This is a genomic window from Streptomyces sp. S07_1.15 (genome assembly GCF_020739505.1).
Lineage (GTDB): Bacteria > Actinomycetota > Actinomycetes > Streptomycetales > Streptomycetaceae > Streptomyces > Streptomyces xinghaiensis.
Genome location: NZ_JAJBZK010000001.1, coordinates 2,117,938 through 2,130,089, shown reverse-complemented (window position 1 = coordinate 2,130,089; position 12,152 = coordinate 2,117,938). Strand labels below are relative to the sequence as shown.

Here is a 12,152-nt window from a genome sequence, read left to right as displayed (position 1 = left end):
CGGCAACAGAGGGCGTGCGGTCACCGTTTTCACCACGGGCCGGTGAGTTCTGGACGGAACGTGTGAATGTGCGCGAAGGGAGCCGGTGGTCGCCGCTACGGTCGACCTGTGAAGGCCATTCGTCGATTCAGCGTGCGTCCCGTCCTTCCGGAACCCCTACGACCGCTCAGCGAACTGGCGCGGAACCTGCGCTGGTCCTGGCATCCCGAGACCCGTGAGCTGTTCCGGGCCGTCGATCCCGAGGCCTGGCCGGCCGCGGGCGGCGACCCCGTCCGGCTGCTCGGCGGCGTGTCCGCCGCGCGGCTGGAGAGCCTGGCTTCCGACGGCGCCTTTCTGCGGCGCCTCACCACCGCTGCCGACGGGCTGCGGGAGTACCTCACCGGCCCCCGCTGGTACCAGACCGCCGCGGGTGCGGCGGCCGGTGACGGGCTGCCCTCGGCCGTCGCCTACTTCTCCCCCGAGTTCGGCATCACCGGCGCCCTGCCCCAGTACTCCGGCGGGCTCGGCATCCTCGCCGGGGACCACCTCAAGACCGCGAGCGACCTGGGCGTACCGCTCATCGGGGTGGGACTGCTCTACCGGCACGGCTACTTCCGGCAGTCGCTCTCCCGCGACGGCTGGCAGCAGGAGCAGTACCCGCTGCTCGACCCGGACGAGCTGCCGCTGGGCCTGCTCCGCGAGCCCGGCGGCCGGCCGTGCCGGGTGACCCTCGCCCTGCCCGGCGGCCGTACGCTGCACGCCGTCGTCCGGGAGGCCCGGGTCGGCCGGGTGCCGCTGCTGCTGCTCGACTCCGACACCGAGGAGAACGAGCCCCGCGAGCGCCAGGTGACCGACCGTCTCTACGGCGGCGGCAGCGAGCACCGGCTGCTGCAGGAGATGCTGCTCGGCATCGGCGGGGTCCGCGCCGTCCGCGCCTACTGCCGCATCACCGGACACCCGGAGCCCGAGGTCTTCCACACCAACGAGGGCCACGCCGGCTTCCTCGGCCTCGAACGCGTACGCGAGCTGGGCGAAGAGGAACACGGCGGACTCGACGTCGACGCCGCCCTGGAGGCCGTGCGCGCCGGGACGGTCTTCACCACCCACACCCCCGTGCCGGCCGGGATCGACCGCTTCGACCGGGAGCTCGTCGCCCGCCACTTCGGCGACGACGGCGAGCTGCCCGGCGTGGACGCCGCCCGCGTCCTGGAACTCGGCAGGGAGACCTATCCGGGCGGTGAGCCGGGCGTCTTCAACATGGCCGTGATGGGCCTGCGGCTCGCGCAGCGCGCCAACGGTGTCTCGCGGCTGCACGGCGGCGTCAGCCGGGAGATGTTCGCCGGCCTGTGGCCCGGCTTCGACGCCGGCGAGGTGCCCATCACCTCCGTCACCAACGGCGTCCACGGCCCGACCTGGACCGCACCCGAGGTGCTCCGGGCCGGCGCCGGGAACGGCGGGGCGCAGACCCTGCCCGGCGACGCCCTCTGGGCGCTGCGGCGCACGCTCCGCGAACGGCTGGTGGCGGAGGTACGGGAACGGCTGTACGCCTCCTGGCGGCAGCGCGGCGCGGCGGCGGCCGAACTCGGCTGGATCGACGGGGTGCTGGACCCGGACGTCCTCACCATCGGCTTCGCCCGCCGCGTGCCCTCGTACAAGCGGCTCACCCTCATGCTCCGCGACCGGGAGCGGCTGACGGAGCTGCTGCTCCACCCCGAGCGGCCGGTGCAGATCGTCGTCGCCGGCAAGGCGCACCCCGCGGACGACAGCGGCAAGCGGCTGGTGCAGGAGCTGGTCCGGTTCGCGGACGACCCGCGGGTGCGGCACCGGATCGTCTTCCTGCCCGACTACGGCATGGCGATGGCGCAGCAGCTCTACCCGGGCTGCGACGTCTGGCTGAACAACCCGCTCCGGCCGCTGGAGGCCTGCGGCACCTCCGGGATGAAGGCGGCTCTCAACGGCTGCCTCAATCTGTCGGTGCTGGACGGCTGGTGGGACGAGTGGTTCGAGCCGGACTTCGGCTGGGCCATCCCGACCGCCGACGACCCGGCCACCGGCGAGGACCGGCGCGACGACCTGGAGGCGCACGCCCTCTACGAACTGCTGGAGCAGCGGGTCACCCCGCTCTTCTACGACCGGGGCCCGGACGGGCTGCCGGACCGCTGGATCGGGATGGTCCGGCGCACCCTGGCCGATCTCGGGCCGAAGGTGCTGGCCGGCCGCATGGTCGAGGAATACGTCCGGGAGCTCTACACCCCGGCGGCCCGCGCGCACCGGCGGCTCGGCCCGGACGCCGCGCGCGAGCTGGCGGCCTGGAAGGCGACGGTGCGGGCGGCCTGGCCGCGGGTCTCCGTCGGCCGGGTGGAGGCGGCCACGGCCGGCGGGAACGGCGGCAGCGCGGAGCTGGGCTCGGTGCTGTCGCTGCGGGTGCGGGTGGCGCTGGACCGGCTCGTCCCGGAGGACGTGGAGGTACAGGCCGTCGCCGGGCGCGTGGACGGCGAGGACCGGATCACCGCGGGCCGGACCGTACCGCTCAAACCGGCCGGTGCCGCGGACGCCGAGGGGCGGTGGCCGTACGAGGGGGAGCTCACCCTGGAGCGGACCGGCCCCTTCGGGTTCACCGTGCGGGTGCTGCCCTCGCACCGGCTGCTGGCGAGCGGTGCGGAACTCGGGCTGATGGCCGTACCGGCGGAGGCCACGGGCGAGGAGGCGGGTGTGCTGCTGCGGTAGAGAACCGCGCGGCACGGATGTGCCGGTGCGGTGCCGGGACACCGCACCGGCAGACCGGTGCTCCGCCGTACGGAACGTACGGAAGGAACGGAAGGGACGGGAGGGACTGTCAGGAAGCGGCCGCGCGCCGCCGGACGCGCTGCTCGCGTTCCTGCCGGCCCGGCGTCAGAAGGTCAGCTTCCAGCTGTCGATGTAGCCGGTGTCCCGGGCGTAGCTGTCCCGGACGCTGAGCTTCCAGGTGCCGTTGGCGCTCTCCGAGGAGGCGTTGACGGTGTAGGTCTCGCTGACGTCGTCGGCGGAGTCCCAGGAGTCGGCTCCCTTCAGCCGGTAGGAGGTGCCGTCCGGCGCGATCAGATCGATGACGAGGTCGCCGCGGTAGGTGTGGACGATCTCCACGCCGACCTGGAGGTTCGACGGGGCGTTGCCGCTCCGGCCGCTGATGACGAGGGGCGAGGTGACGGCCGAGCCGGCGTCCGGGATGGCGAGGTCGTCCGTGGTCTCGTACGTCTCGCCGGTGCCGCCGCCCCCGTCTCCGGGACGGGTGCCGACGTTGACGCCGGCCCAGGCGTGGCCCACCGCTTCGTACGCCGCGCTGTCGGCGCCGAAGAGGTCGGCGGCGGCCTGCAGGGTGGCGGTGCGGGCGCGGGCGTAGTTGGTGCTGGAGGTCATGTACTCCGTCAGCGCCTTGAACCAGATCTTCTCGGCGTTGGCGATGCCGATGCCGGTGACCGGGAGACCGTCCGAGGTGGGGCTGTCGTACTGGACGCCGTTGATCTCCTTGGCGCCGCTGCCCTCGGAGAGCAGGTAGAAGAAGTGGTTGGCCGGTCCGGAGGAGTAGTGGACATCGACGTTGCCGATGCCGGAGTACCAGTAGTCCTTCGAACTGCCGTCCCGGGAGGGCTTGTCCATGTAGCGCAGGGGTGTGCCGTTGCCCCGGATGTCGATCTTCTCGCCGACGAGGTAGTCGGCCGCGTCCTGGGCGTTGCCGGCGTGGAATTCGACGGCGGCGGCGAAGATGTCGGAGGTCGCCTCGTTGAGGCCGCCGGACTCACCGCTGTAGGTGAGGTTGGCGGTGGCGGAGGTGACGCCGTGGGTCATCTCGTGGGCGGCGACGTCGAGCGAGGTGAGCGGCTTGGCGTTGCCGTCGCCGTCGCCGTAGGTCATGCAGAAGCAGGAGTCCTGCCAGAAGGCGTTGACGTAGGCGTTGCCGTAGTGGACGCGGGTGCGGGCACCCACGCCGTCGCCCCTGATGCCGCTGCGGCCGTGGACTTCCTTGTAGTAGTCCCAGGTCACCGCGGCGCCGTAGTGGGCGTCCACGGCGGCGGTCTGGCGGTTGCCCGGTGTGCCGTCGCCCCAGACGTCGTCGGCGTCGGTGAAGAGGGACCCCGAGCCGCTGGTGCCGTTGTTCATGTCGTAGGTCTTGTGGTCGCCGCGCCCGGTGTCGGTCAGCGTGTACGAGGGGGCGGTGCCGATGGTGACCCGTCCGGCGTACTGGCTGTTGCCGGTGCCCTGGTGGACGCCCTGCCAGCTGTGGAGTTCCTTGCCGGTGGTGGCGTCGGTGATGACGTGGAGTTCGTTGGGGGTGCCGTCCTTCTGGAGCCCGCCGGTGACGGTCTCCCAGGCGAGGACGGGGTTGCCGTCGGCGGCCCAGATGACCTTGCGGGGGGCCTCGGCCGCCTTGGCCTTGGCTCCGGCTTCGTCCTTGGCGGTGGTGAGGGCGCTCTTCTTGGCGGTGGTGGCGGAGACCTTGGCGCGGGTGCTGGGGACCTTGATGGTGGTCTTGGTCGCCTTGGTGACGCCTTCGTGCTTGCCGCCCTTGGTCTCGTGGACGACGAGGTCGCCGCCGAGGACGGGCAGTCCGGCGTAGGTGCGTTCGTAGCGGGTGTGGGTGGTGCCGTCCCGGTCCTGGACGACATCCCGGACGCGCAGCTTCTCCTTGGCGCCGAGTTTCAGCGTGCCGGCGGTCTCCGGCGCGTCGGCTTCGGCGTCCTGGAGCAGCTCCGCCCGCTCGGCGGGGGAGAGGGAGACGGGCAGGGCGTCCTTGTCGGGACGGGGCGGCGCGGCGGAGGCGGGGGACGCCTGGACGCCGACGGCGAGCATCGCGGCCGTGGTGATCAGGGCGCAGGCCGCGGATCTGCGGCGTGCGGCACGGGGGGTGGGTCTCACACGGTCTCCTTCGACTGCGGCCGTCACTGGGTGGGTGTACGGCCGGGAGATCCGGCGGGCTGGGTGGGCCGGCCGGTGGAGCACGGCGGTGCGCGGCAGTGCGCACTGCCGAGATGGTGTGTGGGGGGGCGGGCCGATCGGCCGGTCACAGCGTCTCAGCCGGTGGGGCCAAATGTCAGGAGCGCGTCAACAACTTGGCCGGAATCTGTCCGGTGAGCGAAAAATTGACTGCCGGATAACGGACAGTCGGTGGGGCGGGGGCGAGTCCCGGCGGAAAACGGAAGGAAGTCGGCTGGAAACATGCAGAAGGTGTGGCAAGCCGACCGGACATCGGCGAGAAACCGACAGGCAACGGGCGGGCGCCGCGCGGCGGATCGCGAGACGCGGAGTGGTCGGCTCGCGGCCGGCGGCACGGCGGCCGGGGCCGGCCGCCGTGGCCGAAAAGCTTCGCCCGATGTGCCGCTGCCCCGCCTCAGGCGAGGCTTTCCAGCCACGCCCGGTGGAGCTCCGCGAACCGCCCCTCGCCGCCGATGAGTTCCTCCGGGGTGCCGTCCTCCACGATCCGGCCGCCCGCCATGACGAGCACCCGGTCCGCGATCTCCACCGTGGACAGCCGGTGTGCGATCACCACCGCCGTGCGGCCCCGGAGCACCGTGTCCATGGCCCGCTGGACGGCGCGCTCCCCGGGGATGTCGAGCGAGGACGTCGCCTCGTCCAGGATCAGCACCGCCGGATCGGCCAGCAGCGCGCGGGCGAAGGCCACCAACTGCCGCTGGCCCGCCGAGATCCGGCCGCCGCGCTTGCGGACGTCCGTGTCGTAGCCCTCCGGCAGCGCGGCGATGAAGTCGTGGGCGCCGATGGCCCGGGCGGCCCGCTCCACCTCGGCGCGGCTCGCGTCGGGGCGGCCGAGGGCGATGTTCTCGGCCACGGTGCCGGAGAACAGGAACGCCTCCTGGGTCACCATCACCACGCCGCGCCGCAGCTCCGTCCCGCCGAGATCCCGCAGATCGACACCGTCGAGCAGGACACGCCCGGTGGTCGGGTCGTAGAAGCGGGCGAGCAGCTTGGCGAGCGTGGACTTGCCCGCGCCGGTGGCGCCGACCACGGCCGTCGTACTGCCCGCCGCCAGGGTGAGGCCGAAGCGCGGCAGCACCTCGCCGCCGGTGCGGTACGCGAAGGACACCCCGTCGAAGACGACCTCCCGGCCGGGCCGGCCGGACGGACGCGCGGGCAGCGGTCGGGGCTCGGCCGGCTCCGGGACGGTGGGGCGCTGGGCCAGCAGACCGGCGATCTTCTCCAGCGAAGCGGCCGCCGACTGGTAGGAGTTGAGGAACATCCCGAGCCGGTCGATCGGGTCGTAGAGCCGCCGCAGATAGAGCACCGCGGCGGCGAGCACGCCGAGCGCCAGACCACCCGACGCCACCCGGTGGGCGCCCCAGAGGACGATCGCGGCCACCACCGTGTTGGCGACCAGCCGGGAGGAGACCACATAGCGGGCCATCTCCAGGATCGCGTCGCCGTTGACCCGCTCGTGCCGGTGGTTGAGCTCGCGGAACTCCCGGTCGTTGGCCGTCTCGCGGCGGAAGGCCTGCACCGGGCGGATGCCGTTCATCGTCTCCGCGAACTTCACGATCACCCGGGCGATCGCCGTCGAGCGCTTGGCGTACACCACCTCCGAACGGCGCCGGAAGCGGCGGATCAGCAGATACAGCGGACCGAAGGAGAGCACCGCGGCGGCGCCCAGGCCCAGGTCCAGATAGAGCAGCAGCGCGGAGATGTAGACCACCGAGAGGGCGACGCTCAGCAGCTCCTCCAGCCCCTCGTTCAGCAGCTCGCGCAGCGACTCCACATCCGTGGTGGCCCGGGAGATGAGGCGGCCGGAGGTGTAGCGCTCGTGGAAGTCCAGGCTCAGCGCCTGCGCGTGCCGGAAGATCCGGCCGCGGAGGTCGAGCAGCACGTCCTGGCTGATCCGGGCGGCGAGCAGGACGTAGGCGTACTGGAAACCGCCGGAGACCAGGGAGCAGAGCAGATAGGCCACCGCCACGGCCGTCAGCGGGCCGTGGTCGCCGGAGCGGAGCGCGGGCACGGCGCGGTCGATGGCGACCGCGACGAGCAGCGGCCCCGCCTGGACCGCCGCCTCCTTGAGCAGCAGCAGGACGGCCGCGACGGCCACCCGGCCGCGGCTGGGACGCAGCAGCGAGCGGAGCAGGGACCGGGCGGCGCCCCCGGGGGCGGGCAGGGCGTCACGGTCGAAGGAGTCGGGGGCCTCGGGGGCGTCCGGCGCGCCGGCCGGGCCGGGCTCGGCCGGTCCCGCGGAGCCCGGCGGCGGGGTGGCCTCCGCGCCGGTGCCTGTGGTGCCGGCGGGCGGGGCCGGGGGAGCGGCGGTCGCGGACCGGCCCTCGCCGGACCGTTCGGGATCGCCGGCGGTGCGTTCGGAGGCCGGGGCGGTCATCGGGGGGTACCTCCATCCGCCCCGGCGGGGCCGCGGCGGGTCGGGGAAGCGGTGCCGGGCGGGCCGCCCGTGGTCTCGCCGCCGGGGCCGGTGCCGTGCGCACCGCCGTGCGGGCCGCCGGCCGGAGTGGCGTCGCCGGAGGCGGGGTCCTGCGGGTCGCCGGACATCAGCGTGCGGTACTCCGGGTCGCTCCGCAGCAGTTCCTGGTGGGTGCCGACGGCGGTGATCCGCCCGCCGGACAGCAGGGCGACCCGGTCGGCGAGCAGCACCGTAGACGGGCGGTGGGCGACGACCAGGGCCGTGGTGCCGGAGAGGATGCGCCGCAGCGCTGCCTCGACCAGGGCCTCGGTGTGCACGTCGAGGGCGGAGAGCGGATCGTCCAGCACGAGGAAGCGCGGTTGGCCGACCACGGCCCGGGCCAGCGCGAGCCGCTGCCGCTGACCGCCGGAGAGGCTCAGGCCCTGCTCGCCGACCTGGGTGCGGACCCCGTGCGGCAGGGCGTGCGCGAACTCCGCCTGCGCGACCTCCAGGGCGCGGTCCAGCTCCTCCTCCCCGGCGCCGTCCGCACCCATCAGGACGTTCTCGCCGACGGTCGCGGAGAAGAGGGTCGGGTCCTCGAAGGCGACGGCGATCAGCTCCCGGAGCCGGGTCCTCGGCAGCCGGGTGATGTCGGTGCCGTCCAGGGTGATCCGGCCGCCGGTCACCTCGTAGAGCCGGGGGACGAGGGCGGTGAGCGTCGTCTTGCCGCTGCCGGTGGCCCCGACCAGGGCCATGGTCTCGCCGGGGCGGATGTGCAGATCGACGCCGCGGAGGGTGGCGGGGGTGCCGGCCGGGGCGTCGGGGTAGCGGAACTCGACGCCCTCGAACCGCAGTCCGCCTTCGGGTGCTCCGGAGAGGGACGGGGACGGGGCGCCGCCCCGGGACCGGCCGGGTGTGGTCTCCCCGGGCGGCCGGTTCCCGTCCGGGACGGAGCCGGGGAGGGGGCGGGATGCGGGCGCGGGAGCCGGTCCGGCGCGACCGGCCGTGCTCGCGGTCCCGTCCGCTGCGGCGGCGTCCCGGGGGAGCGGGGTGTCCACCACCTCGAAGTGGCGTTCGGTGGCCGTGGCCGAGTCCTGGCTCATCGCCAGCAGAAAGCCGATGGACTCCACCGGCCAGCGCAGCGCCAGGGCCGTCGACAGGAACGCCACCAGCGTGCCCGCCGACAGCGTGCCCTCCGCCACCTGCAGGGTGCCCAGCACCAGGGCCGTCCCGAGCGCCAGTTCGGGCAGCGTCATGATGACGGCGAGCAGCCCGGCGAGCAGCCGTGCCTTGTACAGCTCGGTGCCGCGCAGCTTGTGGCTCAGCTCGCGGAAGGCGCGGGCCTGGCTGCGGTGCCGTCCGAAGCCCTTGACGACACGGATGCCGAGAACGCCCTCCTCGACGACCGTCGTCAGATCACCCACCTGGTCGCGGGCGGTACGGGCGGCGAGGGAGTACCGGGCCTCGAAGAGCGAGCACAGCACCACCAGCGGCAGGACGGGCCCGAGCAGCACCAGCCCGAGCGTCCACTGCTGGCTCAGCAGGATCGCGCAGCCGACCAGGATGGTCACCGAGTTGACCAGCAGGAAGGTCAGCGGGAAGGCCAGGAACATCCGGAGCAGCTGCAGGTCCGTGGTGGCGCGGGACAGCAGCTGGCCCGACGGCCAGCGGTCGTGGAAGGCGACCGGCAGGCGCTGGAGGCGGCCGTAGAGATTCGCGCGCATGGCGGCCTCGACCCCGGCGAGCGGGCGGGCCACCAGCCAGCGCCGCAGGCCGAACAGCCCGGCCTCGGTGAGGCCCAGGAGGAGCAGCAGCCCGCCGCCGAGCCAGACGCCGCCCGGGTCCCGGGCGGCGACCGGCCCGTCCACCATCCACTTGAGGACGAGCGGGATGAGCAGGCCCAGGCAGGAGGCGGTGACGGCGACCCCGGCGGCCGTGAACAGCCGCGCCCGCACCGGTCGGACGTATGGCCACAGCCGCAGCAGGGTGCGCACGGTGGACTTCCGCGGCGCCGGCGGTTTCCCGGCGCTCACCGCGGGCCCCGGACGGCTGTCCGGAGTCCGCGGTTCCGTCCGGACGGCCGGGGCCGCGGTGGTCGCGGTGGCGGCGGTGGATGCGGCGGAATCGGTGGGAGGAGGCATCACGGGCGAGCCTACGGGGGGTCACTGACAGGTCTCATCCGGTTTTCGGTCATGGCCAAAGCTGTCCGGGAGCCGCGAGGGCCGCCGGGCTGCCGTCGCCGGCGGAACGGCCGTTGCCGAGGGGACCTGCGGCGCGCGGGCGGCCCGCAGGGGTGCGACCGTACGGCCGTGCCGCCCCGTCAGGCCCCGGGCCCGTGCAGCACCCGGAACAGCTGGACGGAGCGCGGGGGCAGCGTCAGCACGGAACCCGCCGGGTGGCGGGTCCCCGGAGGCCCGGACTGGTCCTCGCGGGAGGTGTCCACCAGCAGCTCGTACCGCTCCGCCCAGGGCGGGCCGGGCAGGGTGAAGGGCAGCGGCTCGTGGTGGGCGTGGAGGACCGCCAGGAAGCTGTCGTCCGTCACCGGGCCGCCGCGCTCGTCCCGGCCGGGGATGTCGCGGCCGGAGAGGTACATCCCGAGGGTGGCGGCGGGGGCGTGCCAGTCGGCCTCGGCCATCTCGCGGCCCTCCGGGGTGAACCAGGCGAGGTCGCGCAGCCCGTCCGGCGCCTGCGGGCGCCCGGAGAAGAAGGCCCGGCGGCGCAGCACGGGGTGGGTCCGGCGCAGTGCCGTCAACCGGGCGGTGAGGGCGCGCAGTTCGCGCCACTCCGGGAGACCGGGGAGCGACCAGTCGACCCAGCCGGTCTCGTTGTCCTGGCAGTAGGCGTTGTTGTTGCCGCCCTGGGTGCGGCCCATCTCGTCGCCGGCGACCAGCATCGGCACCCCGGTGGAGAGCAGCAGCGTGGTCATCAGGTTGCGCAGTTGCCGGCGGCGGAGCGCGGTGACGGCGGGCTCGGCGGTCTCCCCCTCGGCGCCGCAGTTCCAGGAGCGGTTGTCGTCGGTGCCGTCGCGGTTGTCCTCGCCGTTGGCCTCGTTGTGCTTCCGTTCGTAGCTGACGAGGTCGCGCAGGGTGAAGCCGTCGTGCGCGGTGACGAAGTTGACGGAGGCGTACGGGCGCCGCCCGCCCCAGGCGTAGAGGTCGCTGGAGCCGGAGAGGCGGTAGCCGAGGTCGCGGAGGGCGGGCAGCGCGCCGCGCCAGTAGTCGCGCACGGTGTCGCGGTAGCGGTCGTTCCACTCCGTCCACAGCGGCGGGAACGCGCCGACCTGGTAGCCGCCCGCGCCGACGTCCCAGGGTTCGGCGATGAGCTTGACGCGGCGCAGCACCGGGTCCTGGGCGATGACGGCGAGGAAGGGCGACAGCATGTCGACGTCGTGCATGGAGCGGGCGAGGGCGGCGGCGAGGTCGAAGCGGAAGCCGTCGACGCCCATCTCGGTCACCCAGTAGCGCAGGGAGTCGGTGATCAGCCGGAGCACCTGGGGCTGGACGACGTGGAGGGTGTTGCCGCAGCCGGTGTAGTCGGCGTAGCGGCGCGGGTCGTGCTGGAGACGGTAGTAGCCGCGGTTGTCGATGCCGCGCAGGGAGAGGGTCGGGCCGAGCTCGCCCCCCTCCGCGGTGTGGTTGTAGACGACGTCGAGGATCACCTCGATGCCGGCGGCGTGCAGGGCCCGGACCATCCGCCGGAACTCGCCGACCTGCTCGCCGCGGGTGCCGGAGGCGGCGTACGCGGCGTGCGGGGCGAAGTAGCCGATGGAGTTGTAGCCCCAGTGGTTGCGCAGGCCGCGGCGGAGGAGATGGTCCTCGTGGGCGAACTGGTGGACGGGCAGCAGCTCGACGGCCGTCACCCCGAGCCCGGTCAGATGCCCGATGGCCGCCGGGTGGGCGAGCCCGGCGTAGGTGCCGCGCAGGTGTTCGGGCACGTCGGGGTGGCGCATGGTGAAGCCGCGGACGTGCAGTTCGTAGATCACCGAGTCGGCCCAGGGGGTCTTGGGGCGCCGGTCGTCGGCCCACTCGTCACCGGGCGCCTCGTCGGCGACCACCACCCCCTTGGGGACGTACGGGGCGGAGTCGCGGCCGTCGCGGACGGTGTCGGCCGCGTGCTGCTCCGGCCAGTCGCGCACATGTCCGTACACGGCGGCCGGCATCCGGCCGTCGCCGCCCCCCTTGCCGCTGCCGTCCGGCGCTCCACCGCGCGGAGGACCGAAGTCCCCGTCCACCGCGCGGGCGTAGGGGTCGAGCAGTAGCTTGGCCGGATTCCAGCGGGCCCCCGTCCACGGGTCCCAGCGGCCGTGCACCCGGAAGCCGTACCGCTGCCCCGGCCGCACCCCGGGGAGGAAGCCGTGCCAGATCTCATGGGTCAGCTCGGTCAGCGGATGCCGGACCTCGCGCCCGTCGTCGTCGAACAGGCAGACGTCCACGGCCTCCGCGCCGCCCGCCCAGAGGGCGAAGTTGGTGCCCGGCACGCCCCCCGGCCCGGTGTGGAAGCGCGCGCCCAGTGGCGCCGGGCTCCCCGGCCACACCGGCGGTGCCGGTGCGGAGGACCGCGCGCCGGAGCGCCGGTGCCCGTTCACGGCGGACGGCGGCGCGGAGCCCTCGTCCCGCTCCGGCCGGCGCTCCTCCTGTTCCTCGGCTGCGCTCGACACGTCCTGGCCTCCGGCGGCTCGCGGCATGCCTCCCCGCCGCGGCGTGCGCGGCCGGGAGGGCCCTGGCGGGACACGGCGTGAACGGGTGCGCGCGGCGCCCCCTCCGCGCCCGGGCACCGTGGCCCCTCCGTGCATGTCTGCCCGCTCGGCGGG

5 protein-coding genes are annotated in these 12,152 nt (G+C 74.1%); 1 reads left to right on the top strand and 4 read right to left on the bottom strand.

Annotation, left to right across the window (positions count from 1 at the left end):
* The first annotated feature begins 108 nt into the window (after positions 1–108).
* Positions 109–2,706, top strand: coding sequence for an alpha-glucan family phosphorylase (gene glgP / locus LIX60_RS08940; RefSeq protein ID WP_227957968.1), 2,598 nt, complete (start codon positions 109–111; stop codon positions 2,704–2,706).
* A 165-nt stretch (positions 2,707–2,871) separates the two neighbouring features.
* Here the strand turns inward: glgP and LIX60_RS08935 are convergent, their stop codons facing one another.
* The 4 genes from LIX60_RS08935 to glgX form a co-directional block, all read right to left on the bottom strand.
* Positions 2,872–4,872, bottom strand: coding sequence for a M4 family metallopeptidase (locus tag LIX60_RS08935; protein WP_227957967.1), 2,001 nt, complete (start codon positions 4,870–4,872; stop codon positions 2,872–2,874).
* 472 nt (positions 4,873–5,344) lie between these two features.
* Complete coding sequence (locus LIX60_RS08930; RefSeq protein WP_227957966.1) at positions 5,345–7,324, bottom strand: ABC transporter ATP-binding protein; 1,980 nt, start codon at positions 7,322–7,324, stop codon at positions 5,345–5,347.
* Positions 7,321–9,336 carry an ABC transporter ATP-binding protein gene (locus tag LIX60_RS08925; RefSeq protein ID WP_227957965.1) on the bottom strand — a complete coding sequence of 672 codons (2,016 nt, stop codon included), beginning with the start codon at positions 9,334–9,336 and terminating at the stop codon, positions 7,321–7,323. Before LIX60_RS08925 ends, LIX60_RS08930 begins: the two co-directional genes overlap by 4 nt.
* 326 nt (positions 9,337–9,662) lie before the next feature.
* Complete coding sequence (gene glgX, locus LIX60_RS08920) at positions 9,663–12,026, bottom strand: glycogen debranching protein GlgX (RefSeq protein ID WP_265584818.1); 2,364 nt, start codon at positions 12,024–12,026, stop codon at positions 9,663–9,665.
* Between the last annotated feature and the right edge of the window lie 126 nt (positions 12,027–12,152).